The organism is Bifidobacterium sp. VU/mBH4 (B4) (genome assembly GCF_058199535.1).
The window spans coordinates 97,954-121,339 of the sequence record NZ_JBVPQJ010000002.1; the positions used below are offsets into that span (position 1 = coordinate 97,954).

Below are 23,386 nucleotides of genomic sequence, written 5' to 3' on the forward strand. Positions count from 1 at the left end.
ACTCCTGGAACAATACCCTTGCCGGAGTTCGAACAACACATACAAGACCAGTTTGCTTGGTTACACTCACACCATGAGCATGGGATGTTTTAGTGGATGTAGTGCGGAATCATGACCGGTCAGAAACCAGTCAGGAAATCACTCGATTGCGCATCGATAACGCCACCCTGAGAGCAGAGAACGACGGACTCAAACGGTTGCTCTCCGAACGGGAGAAGGTTGTGGCGCTTCGTGAACAGTCCTCCAGGCGTGAACCGTTCTGGCGGTGGTGGCTTCATCAGAAAGAGGCGAAACAACCAGCGAATGAGAGTAGCTATGAACGCGACATGGCCAAGGGCAGCGGGAGTTGCGTCGGCTCAGTGAACGGGTGCTCGGCCCCGTCGAGGAACAGTTTCTGTGGAATGCACGGGAGGCCGTAACACTCACCGGTGCCGCAGCGCGAGCACACGCCCTAAAGAGTTGATGGAGATGACCGGTGCCGACACCATCGAGCAGGCATGCGCCATCCTGCCCGGGAACTTCAAGGAAGACGAAACCGAATGATAAACCAACAAGAAAAAGTTCGCAGGCGATCAGCCATCGAAGACGGTCTGCATTCGGCGTATCTGGAAGGCGGCAGTGTCACCGACGCCATCTTTGCCGATGCCGAAGAATATATCAGATGAGCGCCTCGCGCGCAGAGCCAGTGTGAGTAGAAGGTGTTTACCGTTCCCTGCAGGCTGATATCAACCCCTCTTTCCGTACTGTGCTTAGTGCTATACGAGAACTCGGTGCAAACCTGACCATCACTGCAGCACAACCAATGTCCACCAACTCATAACACACAGCCTGTTATTACACATTGATAATTGGGTCATTTGATTGGCGCCTTCAATGAGCGTTCGTATTCCTGCAGCCATTCCTTAGTCACTGGTTCGATTCGTGTTCCGCCTTTGCCATCCGGATTGGCCATGAGTATGCGTATCGGCTCGCCCTTTCTGGCTGTACAGAAGGTGAATTCCACGTTGGTGGCGACCCCCCATTCACCTCTCTTGTTGAGAGCGATCATGGAGATCTCGCCTACCTTGCCGTAGCGGTTCCTCAGGAGATCGTCAAATCTGTAGACTGCGGAATCACAGGCTTCCTGCGGGCTCAAGCCGCTTCCCATCAGGGCGACGATCCGGTAGGAGAGGCATCCTTTCATGATGTCTTCTCCCAGCCCGGTGGCGGCCGCCCCTCCGATGGTGCTGTCCACATAAAAGCCCGAGCCGGGTAGGGGAGAATCGCCTACTCTGCCAGGTTCCTTCATGAAGAGCCCCGATGTTGATGTGCCGGCAGCCATCGAACCGTGCGCATCCAAGGAGATGGTCCCGACTGTGTCGTGCCCTCGATAGGGGCCGGCAGACTCCGGTGTTGTGGTCTTGGCGGCTGCCAGCTCCCAACGCTTTCTGGCCCTGTCCGTCAGCATATTGCACATTTCAAACCCGCTGACCTGGGCGTAACGAGTCGCCCCCTGCCCGACCAGAAAGCTGCTGGTATGGCGTCGACTCAGCTGCCTGGCCACAGATATGGGATGGAGTACATGCTGGATGCCGGCCACAGCGCCCATTGCCATGCTGTTCCCGTCCATGAAGGCGGCGTCCATCTCCATCTCACCTTCCCGGTTGGGCAAAGCACCATAACCGACGGAGGTGTAATCGGGGTTGGCCTCAACCTCTCGGATCAGTGTCTCGACAGCATCGCCCGCATGGCCATCCTCTTCAAGACCGGAATTTGACTTGACCATCCCTTCATAGGCCATCCGCCATGTAGCAATAGAGGCCCAGGTGGACTGATCGTGGCTGACTATCTGTGAGGATGAATCACTCATTTCCTTGGTTCTTTCTATCGGTGCGGTCGTTGACTGCTCTTGGGTGGATCACAGAAACTGTTTTTAAGCAGAAGAGCAGGCGAAACCTCAGCCGGTCGATGAATGATCGAGCTGATGGACCACGCTCCTGAGGGGACAGCCGTCAGTAGCGGGCTTACCTCGCCCGCATGCAGACAGCAACGATGTCCTCTGCCTTATCTCTTCCGTCAATGATAATTAATAAAGATACTTTTGTTTCGGAATGTCTTGCCAGCGCTCCTATTGCTTTATCAGCATCAGCTTTTGGTACATGCCTTAAGGCTGATTCAAAAGGCCGAGATCCAACAATTTGTTTGGTGATCGCTGGATGACAGATCCGGTTGATTCGGCGTGACGCAACACCTTCGGCATGTACAGTTTCCAATTTGATATATACTATTAACAAACTATTATCTCTTGAAATAGTTTGGGACCAAGATGGTCCATGGAATTGAGTTGTTTGCAGTACATGAGTGAATCAATCGCTCGCCATCGCGAAGGGCATGCGATGACAGTTCCGAGGAAGGGACTTTCATGGAGTCGAAAGAGCAACAGGTGAACACCAGTTCACCGATTTTGATGCTGGGCATCTTGTCCATATCGTTCCTGATGTCGGTTTCCAATGCCGTCTCAGGGACTATCCCGTTGATGAAGCAGTACTTTTCCAACATCTCGGAGGCCAACGTCGAGCTGCTGGTCGTCATCCCCACAGGTGGCGTCCTGCTGGGGACCTTGGTCAGCGGCCTCATATCCAATAAGCTGGGCAAGAAGTACACGGTCCTTCTGGGGTTGATAGTCTCCTTGGTCTTTGGCGTCATTCCAGCATTCTTCTACAATTATCCGGCCATATTCCTGTCGCGAGCCATGTTCGGCGTGGGCATGGGTATCTTCACCCCGCTGAGCGTCTCCTACATCACCGATGTCTTCCCTGAGAAAATCAGGAACAGGCTTCTGGGTTGGAGGAACTCCGTCGGAGCCATCGGCGATTCGATCATGCTCTTCATTGCAGGGTTCCTGATCAACATCTCCTGGCATGCCACCTATCTGGTATTCCTCTTCCTGATCGTGCCAATTGTCCTCGTCTCCCTTTTCGTCCCCAAGCGGCTTGACCGAGTCATCGTGGAGGATGGCAAGGAGGTTGAGGAGGACACCTCCATCAAGCCGTCCACCAACGGCGGCGTTATCCAGCTGGCCATTCTCTTCCTCTTCGTCTGCCTTTTCTATTCGGCCATCTCCCTGAAGCTGGCCAGCCATATGGTCGATTCACACATAGGCTCTGCAGCTGATGCCACCAGGATCTTCGGCTTCCTGGTACTCTGCTCGATCATCTCCGGCATCGCTTTCGAACAGCTCGCCAAGTGGTGCGGACGATACACCGTCTTCATCTTCGAGGTTTTGACGGCAGTGGTCATGATCGCCATGCCCTTCACCAACTCCATTCCGATCTTGCTGGTTCTGGTCCTGGTGGCAGGGTTCTGCAATGGCATCATCAATCCGGCTCTGACAGCCCGCATGGTGGCCTATTCGCCCAAGGGCTCCATGAACCTGACCACTTCGATCATCCTTATCGGCATCAACGTCGGCTCCCTGGTGGCTCCCTACTTCTTCCAGGCCCTGGGCGGGGTGATTGGCAATAAAGACCCAGGTTTCATGATCATGTGTGCAGGCATCTGCTACGTGATTCTGGCCCTTTACGATGCCTTCGTCGTCAAGAAGGACAAGCTGACCATCTGAGGCCGGTCATTGCGATTCGTGTCAATCAACAGAAACAGAGGTAAATAATGAGCGATACCGTGGAATGGTTCAAGCAGGCCAAGTACGGCATGATGATCCACTGGGGTCTCTATTCACTCCTGGGAGGAGAGTACCAGGGGAAGTCGTCGAGCAACTATGCGGAATGGATCCAATCCAAGCTCCAGATCCCCAACAAGGAGTACGAACGCCTGACCCAGGCCTTCAACCCGATTTATTTTGACGCTGATGCCATAGTCGACCTGGCCAAGCGCTGCGGCATGCAGTACCTGGTCGTCACTACAAAGCATCATGACGGCTTCGCCATGTACCGGTCGCTGGTGGATCCCTACAACGTCTATGACGCGACGCCGTTCCATAGGGATGTGATCGGCGAGCTGTCCCTGGCCTGCCGCAAGGCTGGTCTGCGATTTGGTCTCTACTATTCGCAGGATCTGGACTGGCATGAACCGGATGGCGGCGGATACCTCTCGAACGATATCGAGACGGCGGGCACCACCTGGGACAACAGCTGGGACTTCACAGGGGAGAAGAACTACGACCGGGCATTCGAGCACAAGATCATGCCGCAGATCGAAGAGATCATGAGCAACTATGGGGAGATATCGGTTGCCTGGTTTGATGTTCCCATGACCCTCAGCGACGAGCAGAGCCAGACCATTTACGATACGGTCAAGCGCCTGCAGCCTGACTGCCTGATCAATTCCAGGCTGGGCAACGGCCGCTACGACTACGTCTCTCTAGGGGACAACGAGATTCCCGAAGATTCGGACGCCAGCGACAAGGCCGCCTCGGACGGCAATGTTGACTACAACTCGATCGAAGGGTTCAAGCCCTCAAAGCTTGGCCTCTACGAGACCGCCGGGACCATCAACGATTCCTGGGGATTCTCCTACCATGACCAAAATTGGAAGAGCCCGCAGACCATTCACGACTACAAGGCCCATCTGAACAAGTACGGCATCAACTACCTGCTCAATGTCGGTCTGGATGGATTGGGACGCGTCCCTATGGCGGCCGAGCAGGCACTCCTGGGAGCGCGAGCTCTGGAGGCCTAAAGAAAACTGAATTCTGTGAATCAGCCAGAGGGTCTTGTCGGAAGGATGCCATTCCAATCCGACAAGGCTCTTTGCTGGCTGCTTGTTGAGCTTCACAGTCTGGCGACTTCACACAATCGGACTTCTGTGTTTGGGGGTCTATGGAGCCTATAAGTTCAATCATACGTATAGCGGTACTTTGACAACTGTGAAAGCTGATGTTTGATGAATACCGTGTTTGCGCGAACCTTTATTTTGGAAGGAATTTAATTGCTTTCGCTACAACAGAGGTGATTGTCCTACCGTTTTTTGCGACGAGACCACCTGCTGCCAACAAGCCTCCGCCGATGGTGCTTATGTTTTTCTTCGCATGATCTGCGCTGTCTTTCCTTTTTGCTAAACAGCGAGCGCAGTAAATGCCATCCGGGTTATCGATGAAAGTGTGGCATCCACGGGATCTGCATACGGCCATCAGTTTTGAGCCGCACTTTGGGCAGTAATCATAGTCTTTTTTATATTTGTCGTTCTTTTTGTAAGAGTCGCATTCCTGGTTGGTGCAGCCTCTAACGCTCTTCATGGCTCTCATCCTTTTCATCAGATACCTTAAGGTACAGGTGCTTCTCAGGTAATGCTAGGGCCTCGCTTAGATTGGAAACATCAAGTTGAAGTGCGGCTCGAGATCGCCAAATTCCCTGTTCTGTTCCTGTATCAGAGCGATCGCATTCCGCTAGAAGGCCCGCATTGTCTCCCACAGTCGTCTTTATGAAGTGTGAATATGTTTCCAGGGATTTCGCCATGGCCTTGGGCTCTCCTTGCTCGCAAAAAATGGCTGCTTTGGCAATCGACGCCTGGTGTATGGCAGGAAAGCAACTGTTGATGCTGTCCATTCTTTCATCGATGAGTTTTGTGCGTTTGCCTTTTTCATGCTCATAGTCGCCATTAGCGAGATATTTCACGTCAGACTCCATCTTCAGCTCGAGCTGGGCCTCTGCGTCCGATAGAGCGCGTAAGGACTGAGACACAAGGAGCTTTCTCAGAGAGTCGTCATCAACTTCACGGGCCTGCAGATAAAGGCGCATGCCGCTCTGCAGGAGGCCGAGCCTATCGCTCTGCTGCCCCTCGAGGACTTCCTGCACGCGCACATCTATGACTGCAATCTGATGGGCGATGTCTTCAAGCTGACCTTGGATTGCCCTGAGTTGTATGGCGTTCGCCGCTTGAACGGGATCAATTCCCCCGCTGAAATCCTCGCGCTTGATGGGCAGTTTCCTTCCATATCGCCCGTTAGGATCCAAAAGTTGGGCAAAGGTATTGCCTGTTCTATCGGCAGTCAGCTTGATGTCACCATTAGCGATGGCGTCGAGCGTATTTTTTGGAGCATCTACCACCAGGCGAAAATCACTATTCCTGGCCTTATATGCCAAGGCGAATCCGGAGGATTCGCGTTCCAGTGCATGAACTATGTCTTTAATGGCGGCATTGCTTTTATTGACGCCATTCCTTATTCCGTTCAGGAAAAATGCCAAAGGCGAGTCCGGATCGGCGTTGAGCTCAGATTCTTCAGGCTTCAATGAAACCCCCTATCGAAGGACATGCTGGCTGCACGCTAATACATGACGATAATTAATTAGATTATAACTGTCCGATACTCAAAGGCGCTTACAGCAATTGCTTTGTTCGTGGGTAGTCAGAAACTCAACCAAATATCAATGAATAGGCGGGGCAAGGTACTTGCAATGCCCCAGCCCAGCGTCGATCACATGGCTCTCCTGGTCAATACCAGCCTTGGCAAGGAAATCGAGGTATATGAGACTGTTGGTATTTCACAATAGCTGGGACAGTATTTGACTTCGGGGAGCTTAAGCTTCATGCACGTATCTGGTTTCAATGAAGACACTGCTCTGGTGCGTAGTTTTAGCGTTTACAGGTTCTTGGCATGGACCATCAGGTAGTCCCAGGCACGGGTGGGGAGCAGGGCATGAAGGGCGACCAGAGGTTTGGCTCCAAAGCCCAGAAGGTAGCGTGGACGGGGATGGCGTACAGTCGAAGCACGGACGATGGCCTTGGCAATGGTTGATGGTCGGGTCAAATGCCTGCTGGAGTAAAGCTTGCGCAATCCAGCAGCAGCTTGGAACCCTGACTTTCGATAGGCACTCTTGCGGGTGACCTTCTGAAGATGGTCGGCGGCGATTGCGCCCCAGTTGGTGGCGACGGCTCCGGGCTCGATCAGGACCACGTCGATGCCGAAGGGGCGGGCTTCCATGCGTAAAGCGTCGCTGAAGGCCTCTAGGGCGTACTTGGTGGCATGGTACCAGGCACCCATATAGGTGACCATCCGGCCAGCCATGGATGAGGTGTTGACGATCCGGCCGCGTCCGGCTCGGCGCATGGCGGGCAGCACCAGCTGGGTCAATCGGGCGAGGCCGAAGAGGTTGACCTCGAATTGTCGACGGACCTCGTCAATGGAGACCTGCTCGACCGGGCCATAGGAGCCGTAGCCGGCGTTGTTGACCAGCAGGTCGACCCGCTTCTCCTTCTGCAGAATTCGTGCGACGGCCTTCTCGATGGAGGCGGAATCGGTCAGGTCCATCTGCACGGCCGTCACCCCCTTGTCGGCCAGTGGCTTCAATCGTTCGACTCGTCGTCCTGCAGCATATACCTTGTATCCATGATCGGCGAGCATTCGAGCGGTTTCATACCCTATGCCGCTGGTGGCTCCAGTGACCAGCGCCACTCGATTGGTCATTTTCTCACCCCTTTTGACCAACACTTACAGGAATCCTGTCTCTTGCCTGTCTTTGAGGCACAGTATATGACAGCATTTCGTTGCAAGGACATAAAAAAGCCAGACGAGGGCGGTCTACCCGTCCACGCCTGGCAATGCGACCATAGCGAATACCTTATGCCTGCACCCTTTCCAGCAGGAGGTCGTTCAGCTCGGCAGCTGTTGGATAAGCCTTCTGGGTGCCACGGCGCGTGACGCTGATTGCAGCGTATCTGTTGGCGTGCCCCAGAGCGGTTGGCACATCCTCGCCCTGCGTGTAGTAGTGGGCGAACGAGCCGATGAAAGCATCTCCGGCGCCAGTGGTATCCACGGCTTCAACCGTGACTGCAGGCACCAGCAGCTCCTGGTCGGCGCTGACCCATAGGGCGCCCTTGCCGCCCATGGTGACAATCAGGTTGCCTACTCCGCGCCTTACCAAGTTCCGTGCTGCGGCCTTGATCTCGTCCAATGTCCCTGTGGGCATTCCGGTGAGCGTGGCCAGCTCGGTCTCATTCGGCGCGAAGAAGGCCACCCTGGAAACGTAGTCGATGTTCAGATCATCATTGGCTGGCGCAGGATTCAGCAGGACAGGCACGCCGTACTCCTCTGCCAGTTCGATGGCATGATAGTTGGTCTCCAAGGCGATCTCCTGTTGGAGAACGACCAGTTTCGACCCCTCGATCAGGTCTTTTTTATCGTCCAAGGCGGCAGGTGTGAGCTGTTTGTTGGCGCCTTTGACGATCAGGATCCGATTGTCGCCGCTGGTGTCCACAAAGATCGGCGCCACGCCGCTGCTTCCATCGGCGATGCCGATTCCATCAGAGCTGATGCCGTTGCTGCGGTAGTTCTCCAGCTGCTGTCTGCCGAATTCGTCCCTGCCGACCATGGTGATGAAGTTGACCTGTGAACCCAGACGGGCGGCGGCGATGGCCTGGTTGGCCCCCTTGCCGCCGAATCCCATCTCGAATTCAGGAGCTTCGACGGTCTCTCCTTCCACCGGCATGCGATCGACAAAGGTGGTCAGCTCATACATATTGGAGCCGATGACGGTGATGTCAGCCATAATGTTCTTTACCTTTCCAGGCCGGTGGTTACCAGGAATGAGCGTGTTTCCTGGGGCTTCAGGTGGATCAGGGTCCCTGCCTTCTCAGCGGCGGCGCGGCCCTCGGGCGTGCTGGTGCCGGGCAAAGCGAAGGCCGCCACCTGTTGATCGGCGTTGTACAGGATCCAGCGGGTGACGATGGGGAATTGCTCCGTGCTGAACCGTGTCAGGAAGTTGTGTTCGGCATTCAGATGGAGCCGGAACTCGGCCACATCCGTAAACTTGGTCAGGTTCTGGGAGAAGAAGACGATCTCAGGATCGTAGTGGCTCTCGTCGTTCAGGTCGTTGATCAGATCACCGCTGGCCTTGAGCTCTTCGTTGTAGGCCAGCCATTGCGGGGTGGGATGGACGTGGGCGGGAACGGTCTGGCGCAGACGGAAAGCCTCGTCAGGCACGTTCTGCTCCATATGCCCATCATGCACGTAAGCATAGTTCATATGGCACATGTACTGCAGAGGCATGGTCTGGTAGTTGGAGAGGTTGGTGACCTCCAGGCCGATATCGAAGAGTCCGGAATCAGCGTGCAGGGTTACGGCTGGCCGGCTCAGGTAGTGGTCGCCGAACCCTTTGACATATTCAAATTGCCCATGTATTGACATGGTCCCATCTCCGAATTCCAGCCAGGCACTGTCCATGCGGCTGGTCGGGGCCTCGCCGTGGAGTTGGTAGTCGTCTTCCGGGGCCGGTGTTCCGCCGCCGAGGAGCCCTGACGTGAACTGGAAGCAACCGTAGGTATCAGCTATGGCGGTGCCGGGCAGGGGTTGCGAGAACATGTCCTTCATCTTCATGCTGATCGAGTCGAAGACCGCATCCCAGATGATCAGGCCCATGTAAGGCAGGACGGTGAGCTGGCCGCGCGAGTTCTCCATGCGGACCGCTTCAACTCCTGACGGGTAGGTGAAGGTGACGGCTTTGAAATCATTGTCCTGATAGAGGGTGAATTCGGCCGGGCCGAACATGTCATGATTGAGGTGAAGTTGTTGCATGATTGGTTTTCCTTTCATTGGTTTTTCTCAGCGCCTTCAGCCTTGAAAGCGCGCATCTTTGCTGTGGAATAGACGCAGACGACCGCGAAGCAAACCACATCGACGAGGAAGGACAGGGACATGTTCGAAATGTCCGCGACGAATCCCTGCGCTACGGGGATGAAGGCCCCGCCCACGATGGACATGACGATGATGGCTCCCGCTGTTTCCGTGTGGCGTTTGTCGGTCACCGTATCCAAAGTCTGGGAGTAGATGGTGGCCCAGCAGGGTCCGAACAGGCCCGAGACGATGATGGCCGCATAGACGGCGCTCATGTTGCGCACCAGGAGGATGTAGACCAGGGCAGCCAATCCGAATGCCGAGAACCACTGCAGGACCCGGGAGGGGTGCATGGACTTCATCATGAAGTTGGCGATCACCTTGCCTATGAAGAAGGCCGCATAGCTGTAGACCATGAAGGTCGATGCCGAGCGCTCGTTGATCGAGGAATTGAGCTCCATGGCCAACCTGATGGTGAAGGACCACACGGCCGTCTGCATGCCCACATACATGAACTCGGTGAAAATGCCCCAAAGGAAGCGGCGATTATGCGCGAGATAAATCAGTGTCTCACCGATGCGCGCCTGAGGCTGCTGTTTGGTTGGATCCACCTTGGGCTTGCCTGAGGGGAATTGCGTCAGTGCGAAAAGCACCAGGGCGACCAAGAGGACGAAGATGATGTATTTGTAAGGCAGCAGCGTATGCTGAAGGGCGCGCTCGCCGAAGGCGATGCGGGCCTGTCCGTGAAGTCCCTTCATCTGCCTTTCCAGGCTTTGGCCGGCACCGAAGATCAGATATTTACCCAGCAGTATGCCGGCTATGGCACCCAACGGGTAAAAAGTTTCAGAGATGTTCAGCCGCAGGGTGGAAAACTTCTTCGGGCCCATTAGTGAGCTGTAGGTGTTGGCCGAGGTCTCCAGGAAGCTCAATCCGCAGGCCAAGGCGAACAGGGCGATCAGGAAGAATCCGTAGGTGGCCATGCGCGAGGCGGGGAAGAAGATCGAGCATCCGATGGTGTACAACGAAAGGCCGATCATGATGGCGACCTTGTATGAGGTTTTCTTGATGATGAGCGAAGCCGGTATGGCAATCAGAAAGTAGCCAAGATAGAAGGCCGTCTGCACAAAGGCGCTGGCAACATTGGACAGCGTGAAGATGGTTTTGAACTGTGTTATGAGTATGTCATTGAGGCTGGCGGCTGCTCCCCAAAGGGGGAATAGACAGGAGAGCAGGATGTACTGGAGCATGGGCGTCCTGTCCAGGTATCCATCATTCAATTCCTGTGCGTGCAGTTTGAACAGATGAAAGGTTGGCGATTGCATGAACCCCTCCTTGGGTTTGCATTCGGCGGCCGCTGCGTTGTGTCCGCCGAAAATATAAGAGTCGGCCCGGGGGCTGGCCCCCGGATGCCGAAGTCAGGCCTTGCCGATGATGGCCATGCTGGAGCTGGTGCCCAATCTTTCGGCGCCTGCCTTGATCAGAGCCTCGGCCTCCTGCCGGGTGTGAATGCCGCCGGCGGCCTTGATGTGGATTCTTCCCTTGACTGCTTCTTTAATGATTTCGATGTCGTGCACACTGGCGCCACGGCTGGCGAATCCGGTGGATGTTTTGACGAAGTCGGCGCCTGCGTCGGCCACCAGCGTGCTGGCCCGCGCGATCTGCTCATCGCTGAGCAGGGCAGTCTCGATGATGACCTTGACTACTTTTCCTGCCTGGTGGACGGTTTCGACGACCGCACGAATGTCCTCGGCGACCACGTCTTCCCGGCCACCTGCCATTTCGCCGATGTTGATCACCATATCCAGCTCATCGGCTCCGTTCTCGATGGCTTCCCGGCTTTCGGCGACCTTGCTGGCCGTGGTGTTGGCGCCCAAGGGGAAGCCGATGACGCAGGCAGTCAGGACATCCGACCCCTTGACCTGCTCATGGACGTGGGCAACCCAGTAGGGATTGACCATGACCGAATAGAAATGGTTGTCCAAAGCTTCGTCGATGACCTGGTCGATCTGCGCCAGCGTTGCGTCCGGCTTGAGCAGTGTGTGATCGATGAGGCGGTTGATCTGCATGGTTGTTACCTCCTTGTGGGCCTCACTGTAACAGTGAATGCACGGAAGTAAAATGCTGAGATGAACATATGTTCAAAAAAGGATGCTCAATCGCCGGCAGGCCGTGAAGCTCTTTTGCATGCTGGTTCCACACGACTGTAAGAAGGGAAGGGTTCATGATCGACGATGAACAGCACAGGAATCAAGCTGTCACAGTCTGCCATTGGTATTACGAGGAGGGCTTAGGCCAGAGCGCCATCGCCCGCAGACTGAACGTTTCCCGTCCCACGGTTTCGCGTCTTCTGGCATTCGCCAGGCAGCAGGGGCTGGTCCGCGTGCTCATAACTGATCCTCAGGCTGATTTGGAGTCCCTGGCAAGAAGGCTCAAGGTGGCCTTCGGCCTGCGCGAGGTCAGGCTGGCCTATGACTCGACCGGTGATGAAGATGCCATCAGGGACAAACTGGGTGCTGTTACAGCAGATTACCTGGCTGAGATCGTCGGCGATCACGACCGGCTGGGCATCAGTTGGGGGAGAACCCTCAAGGCTGTAGCCGATCACCTGCGGCCCAATGAGCACAAGGATGTATCGGTGGTGCAGCTGAAGGGGAGTGTCTCCGCGTCCGATTTCAACAACTATGCCGCGGATATCGCCCTGAAATTCGGCATGGCCTTCGGCACCACCACTACTGTGCTGCCCTTGCCGGTCATTTTCGACAATGCCTTGACTCGGGACATTGTGCTCAAGGATCGTTTCATAGACGAGATTGTTCGTCAGGGGGAACGGACCGATATCGCCGTGTTCACCTGCGGAACCGTTCGTGACGATGCCATGCTTTTCAAACTGGGATACCTCTCCCGCAGAGAGATCACCATGCTGCAGCACAAGGCTGTCGGCGATGTGCTTTCACGATTCATCGCTGCTGACGGCTCCATCGCGGATGACGGCATTGACGCAAGAACGGTGGGGATACAGCTTGATCGGTTGCGCAAGAAGCCATGCTCAATACTGGTGGCGGGAGGGCCTTCCAAGATAGCATCCATGCGGGCGGCACTTCTGGGCGGCTATGCCAACGTGCTGATTACGGATTCGCAGGCTGCCATGCGTCTGCTTGAGGAATGAGCGGGTCTCTGCAATTAAGGGGATTACGCCGTCTGGTGTGGCTCTTCAGATGCCTATCGCGTCCATAATCACGCAATGGCTTGGTCAAATAATGGTCGCCTTTTTGGATTGCTGAAACTTCGCTGTACGCTAATTGCTAATGCTGATTGTAGATTCCGCAGGAGGTTTCAGCATGCAGGGCAGACGATTTACCTATTGGTGGCACGGATTCGATCTGTGACGCCGCGTGCCTTGTAGGAACGGTTGCATGGATCGGAACCCACCGGCCCTGCAGTCGTCGACAGCATTTCCCGTGCATCGTCACCGCATAGTCGGTAGGGCAGCACCAGCGACAATGGTTGTAGTAACCGCATGGGAAAGGACAAGCCAATGACATTGGCGGATCATATGAATGCCAGGGTCAAAGCTCTGGCGCCGAGCGACATTCTTGAGTTCAACAAGGAGATTGCCGGAATAGACGGCATCGTGAAGTTGACCCTGGGGGAGCCGGACTTCTTTACTCCTGAGCACGTCAAGCAGGCGGGCATTCAGGCCATCCAGGACAACCGCAGTCATTACACTGAGAGTCGCGGTATGCCCAGCCTTCGCAAGGCGGCGGCCGACTATCTTCAGGCCAAGTACGGGCTGGACTACGACCCTGACACGCAAATAGTAATTACAGCCGGAGCCACCGGGGGCATCTTCTCGGGCCTGACCGCCATGATCAACCCGGGGGACACGGTCATCCTACCTACGCCCATCTTTCCGCTCTACATCCCCATTGCCCAGCTGAGCGGTGCCAGGACCGTCTTTGTCGACACCTCTGATGACGGCTTCATTCTTAAGCCGGACAAGCTGGAGGCCGCCATCGAAAACAGTGATGGTCCGGTCAAGGCCCTGGTGCTCAACTATCCGACCAATCCCACCGGGGTAACCTATGCCCGAGAGGATCTGGAGGCTCTGGCCCAGGTGGCGCGCAAGCACGGCTTCTTTGTGCTCAGCGATGAGATCTACGCCGAGTTGACCTACCAGGGTACCCATGTGTCCATGGGCACCATCCTGCCCGAGCAGACAGTCGTGCTTGGCGGGGTCTCGAAATCCCATGCCATGACTGGATGGCGGGTCGGCATCGCCGCTGGCCCCGCCGACGTCATTGACCAGATCAGCAAGGTCAACGAGTTCACCATCACTTCGGTAACCACCAACGCCCAGTATGCAGCCCAGGAGGCGTTGACCAAGGGCATGAACGACACGGATCCGATGCGCGAGGCCTACCGCAAGCGGCGGGACTATCTGGTCAAGGCCCTGCCCGAGGTCGGTCTGGATGTGATCGATCCCAAGGGTGCCTTCTATATCTTCGCCCGGCTGCCCGAGGGCATGCGCGACAGCTGGAGCTTCGTCTACGACCTGGCTCGAAAGGCCAAGGTGGCGGTAATTCCCGGAGCAAGCTTCGGGCCAGGGGGCGAGGGCTACGTCCGCATCTCCTACGCGGCCTCCATGGAGGATCTGCATACCGCCGTGGAGCGGATTGGCGACTACATGCGTGAAAATCGCAGCTGATATCTCTGACGATTCAAATTACAACCATCAACGAAGACAGTTACCAAGGACTAGAAAATGACTAGCATTCTCATGTATTCAGTACGCCCTGACGAGCAGGAGGCCATTCAGGCCTGGGCTCAAGCCAATGACATTCAGGTGGACACCACTGACCACGATCTGGGGATGAAGACCGTGGACATGATCAAGGGTTACGACGGCATCGTCATCCAGCAGCACGCGGCCCTGCCCGAGCCGGAGCTCTACCAGCGGCTCAAGGACTACGGCCTCAAGCAGCTGACCCTGCGAATCACCGGGTATGACATCGTCAACCTGCAGGCCGCTCGGGAGAACGGGCTGGTCGTGACCAACGTGCCTGCCTACTCGCCCCGGTCGGTCTCCGAACTGGTCCTGGCCCAGGTCATGCGTCTGGTCCGGCATCTGGGGGAGGCCAGCGCTCGCGAGGCCAAGGACGACTATACCTGGGATGGGCTTCAGGCCCATGAGATCCACAACCTGACCGTGGGGATCATCGGAGCCGGCAAGATCGGATCGGCCGTGGCCAGGATCTTCCGGGCCCTGGGCTCCACCGTCATCGCCAACGATCCGGTTCACCGCCCCGAGCTGGCAGACACCCTGGATTACGTCGATCTGCCCACGCTTTTGAAGCGGGCCGACATTGTCACCGTTCATACGCCGCTGGACGAGACCACCCACCATCTGATCAACGCACAGGCCCTGGATGCCATGAAGCCCTCGGCCTTCCTGATCAACGCGGCCCGCGGCCCCATTGTGGACACCCCGGCCCTGATCAAGGCCCTGCAGACCAAGTCCATCGCCGGTGCCGCCATCGACACCATCGAAGGGGAGGCCGGCATCTTCGAAAAGGACCTGAGCGGGACCAAGGTCGACAACCAGGCCCTGGAGACCCTCAAGGCCATGCCCAATGTGGAGGTCTCGCCCCACATCGGCTTCTACACCGATGCCGCCGTGACCGCCATGGTCAACATCTCCCTGAACGACGTGAAGACCATTCTGGAGGGCGGCACTAGCGAGCATCAGGTGGACTGACCCTATTATTTCCGCGACCCGGACCGGGCGCCGACCTGCTCAGTCGGTATTCTGAGCAAAGGTGATGGTGCCCTGGTCCGGGTCCATGCTTTCCACGATGGCCAGGGACTTGAGGTTGTAGCCCTCTTTGCGCAGAGTACGGCCGCCCTCCTGGAACCCCTTCTGCACGGCGATGCCGATGCCCTCGATGACGACCTTGGCATCATGGATGATCATGTACAGGCCATCAGCATCGAGCTGGGTCTGCCTGACAAGATTTTCTGGTGTCATCCTTTCCCTGTCTTGGCTTTGGCATTCGCTTCATAGGCAACATTACTGTGGAGCAATTGTATCTTCTGAGAGAAGTGGATTTCATCGTTCTTGAGAAAATGACCAAGGCCAGTCTGGACAAGGACATCTAGCAGTACCAGGTGGTCCCTTCTGTCCGATGCCCACTCCGTAGGTGTTCAGGGTGATGAACGCGCGCCAAGGGTTCAACTATCGTTCTGTGCCTTAATTCAGAGGATGCGACGACAACTGATTGGTTCAGGCTTCCCTGCCGATGCGTTTTCTATCCGCCACCTCCAGCTGGAAGGAACTCTCAGCCTTGGTAGCAACCGTGTGGTTTTGGATGCCGCCTACATGCCAACGAGAACCATTGAGCAGGAATGGTGCGGTATCGCTCTAACGTATACTTCAACTTTTTTACGTCATATAGTATCAGATTCTCACATGTTCTTATGCGGTTGACAGTAGGCACTAGAGTTTTCGGTTATAGGATTACTTTTCTATCGAGCAGTGGAAGAAACTCGTTCTTATCAGATTTTAAGGGTTCTCTGTAATTCCTGTTTTAAACGATAAAGTATGTGTAGCGGCGAAGAGCAGTTTCTCGGCTGATGTCAACTTTATTATGCTTATAAGTCAATTAAATACTATTAACTATGGTAATGACGTTCTCATGATTCTCAGCCGGTTGCCTACGAAGTCGTTGTTGTACGGTCGTACAGCTCTTATATTCATCCGACAAACTTCGAAGAATCAAGAATGAGGTATGAGGGCACTTGGGTGCGGGAGAGAGGGAAACCATAGCAGTATTTTGCAGTTTTAAGTAGCTAAAGATGATATTGCACTGTTTTACAGCAAAGTTGCCATCGTCGAGTCTGCGGAAGCTTTTGTACAGTGTTTTGTAGTCATGGTGATCGTTAATTTACGTTTTTGCTGCAGACATAAATCCGATATTTGTTAGTCTGCCGTAATTTAGGAGCATGCTTATCGGGATACGCTTATCGAATTATGGGGAAGTAAACAGCTTGATTATAACCAAGCACTACCTTTACCTATTTCTCGTATTGTTGCGATGCTGGGTCTTTTGAGTAGTATCCGCTGATTTAGCGCTGAAACTAACTTTGAGCGCTAGAACACTCACTGTTAATGTTCACTTATTCTCTGTAAAGTTAAATACAAAGTGCTGGCGCAACACTGTTTTACATATCCATTTGTAGAAGTGAACGTTTGTGAAGAAAACAGGCCTTAGATTTCGAAGTAACGGTGGATTCCCATACAGATATAAGCGAGCATCCCCCCCCCCCCCGTAGTTTTTGCAAGGCTCATCTTGCTTTAGGTGTGCAAGCCAAATCATTGCAAGTGTCGTGACGATTGGTATCCTTTTCTGGGCGGAATTCTGTAACTGTGGTTCAGCAATGAACGATTGTTTATATGTGCTGTCTTCAAGTTTGACTTTGATAGTGGTGCTTAGCGCTTTTGTATTAGCAGCATCCGTTCACGCAGTACGGATGGCCACTTGTTGATAGATTCTTGGATTTGTATAATTAATCATGATTAAATGTTTGTGACTACATACATGGAAGTAAGGGAAATGTCCAGAAAACTAAATATGACGCAGGCTACGATTCGTAACTTCGTTGAAAGTGAACGTTCTCGGATTGATGAGAACATGGGCGCTGATGAAGCATTTGAACGTGTCGTTGCTCAGCAAGTTTTGACTCAGTATCTTCTTGATGATGACGAAGTAACAAGAGGTATGACCGATGGTTGGGGCGATGGCGGTTACGACGGAATATTTATATTCGTTAATGATGATCTTGTGAACGGCGAAGATCCTAGATCTATTACAATTGATAGCAAAAGTCGAATCGATATTCATCTTATACAATCCAAAAATCAAACTCGTTTTTCGGAATCCATTGTTCAAAACTGGAAAGTTTCTTTTCCGAATCTTGTAGAGACAGACGAGCCAGATAAAGACAGGTACAACGAGGCGGTAATTGATCTATTTAAACTTATAAGATTTATTTTAGAGCAGACTATCAAAAAGCGACTTCAGGTTTCAATTAATTTTTGGGCGGTTTCTTTAGCTTTGGAAGTTCACCCAAATCTCTTGAAGCAGGCAGAAGAACTAAAGAAGTGCGTAGAATCCATCATCCCTTCTAAGAACACATCTGTTCATGTGGATTTTGTACCAGCCAAATACTTGTTTGAGTTTATTGAGGAAGCTCCAGATGAAACGGTGAGTTTAAAAGCTACAAAAGAGCCTCTATGTCCTGATGAGTCAAGTGCGATATTGACTGTCCTACTTGAAGATTATTTTTCGTTTATAACAGACGAAGACCATAATCTTAAGAAGTCTCTTTTTGAAGCGAATATTCGTGATTATCAAGGAAAAGTACATGTCAACAAAGCAATTCATGAAACACTCGAAAATAAGTCTGATATTGACTTCTGGTGGCTTAACAACGGAATCACGATTGTCGCTGATAAAGTGGCGCGTGATATGGGGAACTCAATTTCTTTGACTAATCCCAGAATTGTAAATGGGCTTCAGACGTCCAATGAGATTGCTCAGTACTGTAAATCGCAAAAGAGCCTCGCTGATAACAGGACTGTTCTTATTAAGTGCATTGCTACCAGTGACCATGAGACTAGGGCAAAAATAATACAGGCAACGAATAACCAAACATCTATTCCCCCTGCATTCCTCCATTCACTTGAGACGATACACTTACAAATAGAACGATATTTCAGTAGCCGAGGTCTTCACTATGATCGCCGGAAGAGCACCGGCAAAAACAGCGGCTTGCCTGCAAAGGACATTATCTCTATTTCGTTTTTGGGGCAATGTCTTATTTCAACGCTTCTTGGACAGCCTGATTATGCTCGTGCCAGGCCAGCGCAAATACTCGGCGATGAGAGGAAATACGCGAAGATTTTCAATGAGCGAATGCCATTGGAGGCGTATTATAGGTTAGCGCGGACAAGCGCTGACATAAAGCAGCTAATTAAAGGTTGTGGGTTGACTCGAGGGGAACAAAACGACCTACTATTTCATACGATATATCTTTATTGTGCTAAGGATGCAGGTTCTTTGGATTTAGATTCGGATGACCTTGTAAACTTGCATCAGCCTGAAGCGAAGGATTTTGAAGAAGTCGTCAATTTGGCGAAATCAGTTTATTTGGAAAACGGTGGGAATGCTCAAACTGCGAAAAACGCTTCATTCGTCTCGAGTCTCCGGGAAAGAGCAGCTGCTAAGTGGGGACTTCAACAGTTTGCAGACAACAGGAAGCAGGGTTAGACAGTTATATATTGAGTTACCAGCATATTAAGGATGGACATTGATTGTGATCTGATTGGCTTGGCCTGCTCGGGAACGCACAATAGATACGAATCAGCTTCGATACTGAGTGGTTTAAGGGTTAAATTTAGCTATATCTCTGAAGTGATGTAACTCTATTTGAATGGTTGTGCAGTGCGTTAGTTGTGCAGTGCGTTAGCTGACTTATATAAAAGGAGCAGCGGGTATGTCTTCTTTTATTTGAGCTGAGTACGGATATAGTTGTTGAGATCTCTTTATGCTAGAGATATTTGATTTCTCTATTTATGACTCGAGATTCACTTGGTGTTTACATTATTAAAGGTCTAGATAGCATTTCCGAGAGGGTCAGAGCCAAAAAACTATTATCCAAATATTTGAACGGACTCCTGAGTCTGGCCAAGCACTCTATTTGTTCTACATATGGAGTTAGACAATTCTTCGATTTTTTTGGCAGAAGGGGGTACATCTGCCAAATTGATGTGAGCTATTACATTGGAATGTCATCGTGTAGCACGTGAACTAACTGGAAAAGTGTTAAAACGTCTGGTGGACTAATTCATCCGACGCTGTGGTTGCTTTTGATCGGTTCTAGCTGAAGAAGCGTTTCAATCCTCATTGGAAGCAAAGGTGATGGTGCCCTGGTCCGGGTCCATGCTTTCCACAATGGCCAGGGACTTGAGGTTGTAGCCCTCTTTACGCAGGGTGCGGCCGCCCTCCTGGAAGCCCTTCTCCACGGCGATGCCGATGCCCTCGATGACGACCTTGGCGTCGTGGCAGATGTCGATCAGACCGTGCAGGGCGTTGCCCTTGGCCAGGAAGTCGTCAAGGATCAGCACATGCTCGCCCTCCTTGAGGAAGCGCTTGGCCACGATGACGGGGTACTCCCGCTGCTTGGTGAAGGAGTAGATGCGGGCCGTGTACTGATCGCCGTCAAGGTTGATGGACTGGGTCTTCTTGGCGAAGACCACCGGCACGTCCCCGAAGTGGCGGGCAGCCAGGCAGGCGATGCCGATGCCGGATGCCTCGATGGTCAGAATCTTGTCGATCCGGTGACCGGCGAACAGGCGGGCCCATTCAGCGCCCATGTGGTCGAAGAGCCGCACGTCGCACTGATGGTTGAGGAAGGCGTCCACCTTGAGTACATTGCCAGGCTTGACCGTGCCCTGGCGGCGGATTCGCTCCTCAAGTTCCTGCATGTCATCGTCCTTGTCGTCATGAATGCGGGGCCCCTATGGTCCCGACGGATAGACACCAAGATAACCCGGTTCTGGGACTGTGGCCCGGCTGCCCTGGTCCGCCAGGTTTCACCTCCAGCGGATTGGAGTGTCTTCCTGGCGTGTCAGCCCGTCAATGCGCGGATTCAAGGTCCTGACTATTACAGTGAAAATTGACCACAATGGTCACGCATCGTTGCGGTGCGTTCAAGGACCTAAGGAGGACCATATGGGGATTCTGGATGATGCAAAGGATGCCATGAAGTCTGCCGGCGAGAAGATTTCCGATGTCGCTGGCGATGTAAAGGACACGGTTATGGACAAGGCATCCGATGCCAAGGACGCCGTTGCCGATAAGATGGGCGACGCCAAGGACGCTGCCCAGGACAAGATGGGCGACGCCAAGGACGCCGCCTCCGACAAGATGGACCAGGCCAAGGCCGATGCCAAGGTCGGCAAGGCCAAGGCTGAGCAGGGCGCCACCGAGGCTGTCAACAACGCCAAGGACCAAGTGCGCAACTGACTGGGTCATCTCGACTTCCCCGACGAAACCCCGTTCGCTTTCCCTATTCTCAAGGCGGACGGGGTCTTTTATGTCTGCTGGTACGTCTGCTGGCTAACCCATGAGCCAAGATCGATGACACCGCTTTGTGGTAGAAATAGTTGTTTGCCGGGTGTGCGCCATCCGGCCTGAGACGGTGACCGAGACCAGATGGCAAGAGGTGGCTTGTGAACGAGGAACCGGACTTGATCCAGCGCAGCGCCAAGGAGCTGCTCAAGGGGCTCAACGATCGACAGGCCGAGGCAGTGCAATACCAGGGGCCGGCCCTGCTGATCGGTGCAGGCGCAGGCTCGGGCAAGACCAGGGTGCTGACCCGCAGGATTGCCTGGATCCTCAGCCAGTTCGGCGCCTGGCCCAGCCAGATCCTGGCCATCACCTTCACCAACAAGGCGGCATCCGAGATGCGCGAACGTCTGCGCCGGTTGATTGGGCCCGTGGCCGACCGCATGTGGGTGTCCACCTTCCACTCGGCTTGTGTGCGCATTCTGAGGCGGGACGGCAAGGAGATCGGCCTGCGATCGGGCTTCACCATCTATGACACAGCCGATTCCGAGCGTCTGATCAAGCTGATCGGCAAGGATCTCAACATCGATCTGAAGCGCTACACTCCCAGAAACATTTTGAGCCACATCTCCGACTACAAGAACAACCTGCAGGATTGGCGCACACAGCTGCAGGAGTACGCCCCCGACTACCGGCCCGGGCAGCGTGGCCAGCAGATCACCGCCCGCTTCGGTAACGAGGAAGAGCTCTACTCCGTGATCTACGCCGAGTACGAGCACCGGCTGGCTCAGGCCAATGCGGTCGACTTCGACGACCTGATCGTGCGCACGGTTCAGCTGCTCCAGCAGTCCCCGATGGTGGCCCAGTATTACCACCATCGTTTCCGTTACGTGCTGGTGGACGAGTACCAGGACACCAACCATGCCCAGTACGTGCTCATGCGTGAGCTGGCCGGTGCCGATGCTGGCGAGCAGGATCAGGCCTGGATCACCGTGGTGGGCGATTCGGACCAGTCCATCTATGCCTTCCGAGGGGCTGACATCAGCAACATCAGGGACTTCGAGAAGGACTTCCCCGGAGCCCGGACCATCCTTCTGGAGCAGAACTACCGTTCCACCCAGACCATTCTGGATGCAGCCAACGCCATCATCGTCAAGAACGAGGGCCGCAAGCCCAAGAAGCTCTGGACCGCCCTGGGCAAGGGGGAGCCCATCGTGGGCTATGCCGCCGACAACGCCCAGCAGGAGGCTGCCTGGATCGCCACCGAGATTGCCCGGTTGCGCAGCGAGGAGGGCATTCCATACTCCGACATGGCCATCATGTACCGGGCCAATGCCCAATCCCGCGCCTTGGAGGAGGGGCTCATCAACGCTGGCCTGCCCTATCAGCTGGTGGGTGGGACCCGTTTCTATGAGCGCAAGGAGATCAAGGACGCCTTGGCCTACCTGCACGCCATCGCCAATCCCCAGGACGATGTGAACATGCGGCGGATACTCAACGTGCCCAAGCGGGGTCTGGCCGCACGTGCCGAGGCGGCGGCGACCTCCTATGCGGATCTGCATCAGGTCTCCTTCTGGGAGGGGGTGCAGCATATCGAGGAGGTGCCCGGTGCCTCCACGCTGATGGTCAAGCGGATGAAGGCCTTCAGGGATCTGATCACCTCCCTGACCGGCTTTGCCGCAGAGCACGATACCAAACCATCCCAGATTGTTGAGAAGGTTCTGGAGGAATCCGGCATGCTGGACGAGCTGCGCAAGTCGGTCGACCCGCAGGATGCCTCCCGGCTGGAGAACCTTGGCCAGCTGCAGTCAGTGGCCGCCGAGTTCGAGCAGAAGACTCCTGACGCGACGCTGGCGGGCTTCCTGGAGACCACGGCACTGGTGGCCGACTCGGACCAGCTGCCGGGCCTGGGCGACGACTCGGGCAAGGTGACGCTGATGACCCTGCACACGGCCAAGGGCCTGGAGTATCCGGTGGTCTTCCTGACCGGCATGGAGCAGGGAACTTTCCCGCACTCTCGCTGCCTTGAGGATACCGATGAGATGCAGGAGGAGCGTCGACTGGCCTATGTGGGCGTGACCCGTGCCAAGAGGCGTCTCTACCTGACCCGGGCGGCCGTCCGCTCCCAGTGGGGGCAGGTCAACGAGATGCTGCCCAGCCAGTTCTTGGATGACATTCCTGACGATCTGATCGACTGGAAGCGTCGACAGGCCGGCAACGAGCGGATGCGCGCGGGCTGGGACCTGGGTGATGATGAGGACGAATTCGGCGGCTTCGAGGATGAGAGCGATGGTCGCGCATTCGGTCATCGTTCATTCGGCGGGTTCGGCTCCGGCTTTGGTTCGGCACGCAATGGATACGGGCGCTCGCGGACCTCCTCACAGCGCTCGTTCGGATCATCAGGATATGGCTCTCGTAGCTCCTCCAGAAATGGAAGGGTCACGACCCGGCGGAGCACGACAAGCTCGTCGTCAACCCCACACGCTGGCAGGGCCTCAGCCCAGCCCAAGTCGAACGGACTGTCCATTCAGGACTTCTCCCTGGGGGACAGGGTGGCCCATGACCAGTATGGCCTGGGCAAGGTAGTCGATATTCAGGACAAGGGGCATAACTCGGTCCTGACCGTAGACTTCGGTTCCGAAGGGACCAAGAGGCTGATGCTGCGCTTGGCGCCGATCGAAAAGCTCTAAAGGATCGAGACTCCAAAAACTGT

18 protein-coding genes and 1 pseudogene are annotated in these 23,386 nt (G+C 54.6%); 9 read left to right on the plus strand and 10 right to left on the minus strand.

The genetic code is table 11. The features are described 5' to 3' along the window. Positions 1-539: 539 nt before the first annotated feature. Positions 540-665 (plus strand): antitoxin VbhA family protein, encoded by a 126-nt coding sequence (locus AC0AII_RS03605; RefSeq protein WP_490446155.1) that lies wholly within the window; start codon positions 540-542, stop codon positions 663-665. A 188-nt stretch (positions 666-853) separates the two neighbouring features. On the opposite strand, the gene AC0AII_RS03610 is transcribed toward AC0AII_RS03605, so the two are convergent. Then, positions 854-1,849, minus strand: a complete 996-nt coding sequence (locus AC0AII_RS03610) for a glycosylasparaginase (protein WP_490446156.1) — start codon at positions 1,847-1,849, stop codon at positions 854-856. Positions 1,850-2,401: 552 nt separating this feature from the next. On the opposite strand from AC0AII_RS03610, the gene AC0AII_RS03615 reads away from it, so the two are divergent. Continuing rightward, a complete protein-coding gene (locus AC0AII_RS03615; protein WP_490446157.1) occupies positions 2,402-3,601 on the plus strand; it encodes an MFS transporter in 1,200 nt (399 codons plus the stop codon). A gap of 47 nt (positions 3,602-3,648) precedes the next feature. After that, on the plus strand, positions 3,649-4,677 hold the full coding sequence (locus AC0AII_RS03620) for an alpha-L-fucosidase (RefSeq protein ID WP_024627374.1): 1,029 nt from the start codon (positions 3,649-3,651) through the stop codon (positions 4,675-4,677). A 229-nt stretch (positions 4,678-4,906) separates the two neighbouring features. On the opposite strand, the gene AC0AII_RS03625 is transcribed toward AC0AII_RS03620, so the two are convergent. The 7 genes from AC0AII_RS03625 to deoC form a co-directional block, all read right to left on the minus strand. Beyond that, a complete protein-coding gene (locus AC0AII_RS03625; RefSeq protein ID WP_463428142.1) occupies positions 4,907-5,233 on the minus strand; it encodes a hypothetical protein in 327 nt (108 codons plus the stop codon). After that, a complete protein-coding gene (locus AC0AII_RS03630; protein ID WP_490446158.1) occupies positions 5,220-6,227 on the minus strand; it encodes a hypothetical protein in 1,008 nt (335 codons plus the stop codon). Before AC0AII_RS03630 ends, AC0AII_RS03625 begins: the two co-directional genes overlap by 14 nt. 350 nt (positions 6,228-6,577) lie before the next feature. Then, on the minus strand, positions 6,578-7,402 hold the full coding sequence (locus AC0AII_RS03635) for an oxidoreductase (RefSeq protein ID WP_490446159.1): 825 nt from the start codon (positions 7,400-7,402) through the stop codon (positions 6,578-6,580). Between the two features lie 154 nt (positions 7,403-7,556). After that, entirely contained in the window at positions 7,557-8,483 is a 927-nt protein-coding gene (gene rbsK, locus AC0AII_RS03640; protein ID WP_490446160.1) for a ribokinase, read from the minus strand. Between the two features lie 8 nt (positions 8,484-8,491). Then, a complete protein-coding gene (locus AC0AII_RS03645) occupies positions 8,492-9,508 on the minus strand; it encodes an aldose 1-epimerase family protein (RefSeq protein ID WP_490446161.1) in 1,017 nt (338 codons plus the stop codon). 14 nt (positions 9,509-9,522) lie between these two features. Then, a complete protein-coding gene (fucP, locus tag AC0AII_RS03650) occupies positions 9,523-10,869 on the minus strand; it encodes an L-fucose:H+ symporter permease (protein ID WP_490446162.1) in 1,347 nt (448 codons plus the stop codon). A 93-nt stretch (positions 10,870-10,962) separates the two neighbouring features. Continuing rightward, positions 10,963-11,613 (minus strand): deoxyribose-phosphate aldolase, encoded by a 651-nt coding sequence (gene deoC / locus AC0AII_RS03655; RefSeq protein ID WP_490446163.1) that lies wholly within the window; start codon positions 11,611-11,613, stop codon positions 10,963-10,965. Between the two features lie 155 nt (positions 11,614-11,768). On the opposite strand from deoC, the gene AC0AII_RS03660 reads away from it, so the two are divergent. The 3 genes from AC0AII_RS03660 to AC0AII_RS03670 all read left to right on the plus strand — a co-directional run bounded on the left by AC0AII_RS03660 (position 11,769) and on the right by AC0AII_RS03670 (position 15,302). Continuing rightward, positions 11,769-12,713 (plus strand): sugar-binding transcriptional regulator, encoded by a 945-nt coding sequence (locus AC0AII_RS03660; protein WP_490446164.1) that lies wholly within the window; start codon positions 11,769-11,771, stop codon positions 12,711-12,713. 369 nt (positions 12,714-13,082) lie between these two features. Next, the gene (locus AC0AII_RS03665) at positions 13,083-14,252 is read left to right on the plus strand and encodes an aminotransferase class I/II-fold pyridoxal phosphate-dependent enzyme (protein WP_490446165.1); all 1,170 of its coding nucleotides are present in this window, start codon (positions 13,083-13,085) and stop codon (positions 14,250-14,252) included. A 57-nt stretch (positions 14,253-14,309) separates the two neighbouring features. Beyond that, positions 14,310-15,302 (plus strand): D-2-hydroxyacid dehydrogenase, encoded by a 993-nt coding sequence (locus AC0AII_RS03670; RefSeq protein ID WP_490446166.1) that lies wholly within the window; start codon positions 14,310-14,312, stop codon positions 15,300-15,302. Between the two features lie 39 nt (positions 15,303-15,341). Here AC0AII_RS03670 and AC0AII_RS03675 read toward each other — a convergent pair. After that, positions 15,342-15,527, minus strand: a pseudogene (locus AC0AII_RS03675) (xanthine phosphoribosyltransferase); the annotation flags it as partial. 1,615 nt (positions 15,528-17,142) lie between these two features. Here AC0AII_RS03675 and AC0AII_RS03680 point away from each other — a divergent pair. Next, entirely contained in the window at positions 17,143-18,873 is a 1,731-nt protein-coding gene (locus AC0AII_RS03680; RefSeq protein WP_490446167.1) for an AIPR family protein, read from the plus strand. A gap of 626 nt (positions 18,874-19,499) precedes the next feature. On the opposite strand, the gene AC0AII_RS03685 is transcribed toward AC0AII_RS03680, so the two are convergent. Continuing rightward, positions 19,500-20,090, minus strand: a complete 591-nt coding sequence (locus tag AC0AII_RS03685; RefSeq protein WP_490446168.1) for a xanthine phosphoribosyltransferase — start codon at positions 20,088-20,090, stop codon at positions 19,500-19,502. A gap of 247 nt (positions 20,091-20,337) precedes the next feature. On the opposite strand from AC0AII_RS03685, the gene AC0AII_RS03690 reads away from it, so the two are divergent. Together AC0AII_RS03690 and AC0AII_RS03695 are read left to right on the plus strand one after the other, a co-directional pair. Beyond that, complete coding sequence (locus AC0AII_RS03690; RefSeq protein WP_045924523.1) at positions 20,338-20,631, plus strand: hypothetical protein; 294 nt, start codon at positions 20,338-20,340, stop codon at positions 20,629-20,631. Between the two features lie 206 nt (positions 20,632-20,837). Then, positions 20,838-23,363, plus strand: a complete 2,526-nt coding sequence (locus AC0AII_RS03695; protein WP_490446169.1) for a UvrD-helicase domain-containing protein — start codon at positions 20,838-20,840, stop codon at positions 23,361-23,363. Positions 23,364-23,386 lie beyond the last annotated feature (23 nt).

Bases quoted from the DNA above. Each gene is read 5' to 3' on its own strand.
- AC0AII_RS03625 (WP_463428142.1), bottom strand. From the start codon at position 5,233: ATGAAGAGCGTTAGAGGCTGCACCAACCAGGAATGCGACTCTTACAAA.
- AC0AII_RS03660 (WP_490446164.1), top strand. From the start codon at position 11,769: ATGATCGACGATGAACAGCACAGGAATCAAGCTGTCACAGTCTGCCAT.
- AC0AII_RS03670 (WP_490446166.1), top strand. From the start codon at position 14,310: ATGACTAGCATTCTCATGTATTCAGTACGCCCTGACGAGCAGGAGGCC.
- AC0AII_RS03635 (WP_490446159.1), bottom strand. From the start codon at position 7,402: ATGACCAATCGAGTGGCGCTGGTCACTGGAGCCACCAGCGGCATAGGG.
- fucP (WP_490446162.1), bottom strand. From the start codon at position 10,869: ATGCAATCGCCAACCTTTCATCTGTTCAAACTGCACGCACAGGAATTG.
- AC0AII_RS03685 (WP_490446168.1), bottom strand. From the start codon at position 20,090: ATGCAGGAACTTGAGGAGCGAATCCGCCGCCAGGGCACGGTCAAGCCT.
- AC0AII_RS03665 (WP_490446165.1), top strand. From the start codon at position 13,083: ATGACATTGGCGGATCATATGAATGCCAGGGTCAAAGCTCTGGCGCCG.
- AC0AII_RS03645 (WP_490446161.1), bottom strand. From the start codon at position 9,508: ATGCAACAACTTCACCTCAATCATGACATGTTCGGCCCGGCCGAATTC.
- rbsK (WP_490446160.1), bottom strand. From the start codon at position 8,483: ATGGCTGACATCACCGTCATCGGCTCCAATATGTATGAGCTGACCACC.
- AC0AII_RS03610 (WP_490446156.1), bottom strand. From the start codon at position 1,849: ATGAGTGATTCATCCTCACAGATAGTCAGCCACGATCAGTCCACCTGG.
- AC0AII_RS03620 (WP_024627374.1), top strand. From the start codon at position 3,649: ATGAGCGATACCGTGGAATGGTTCAAGCAGGCCAAGTACGGCATGATG.
- AC0AII_RS03680 (WP_490446167.1), top strand. From the start codon at position 17,143: ATGGAAGTAAGGGAAATGTCCAGAAAACTAAATATGACGCAGGCTACG.
- AC0AII_RS03615 (WP_490446157.1), top strand. From the start codon at position 2,402: ATGGAGTCGAAAGAGCAACAGGTGAACACCAGTTCACCGATTTTGATG.
- AC0AII_RS03605 (WP_490446155.1), top strand. From the start codon at position 540: ATGATAAACCAACAAGAAAAAGTTCGCAGGCGATCAGCCATCGAAGAC.
- AC0AII_RS03690 (WP_045924523.1), top strand. From the start codon at position 20,338: ATGGGGATTCTGGATGATGCAAAGGATGCCATGAAGTCTGCCGGCGAG.
- deoC (WP_490446163.1), bottom strand. From the start codon at position 11,613: ATGCAGATCAACCGCCTCATCGATCACACACTGCTCAAGCCGGACGCA.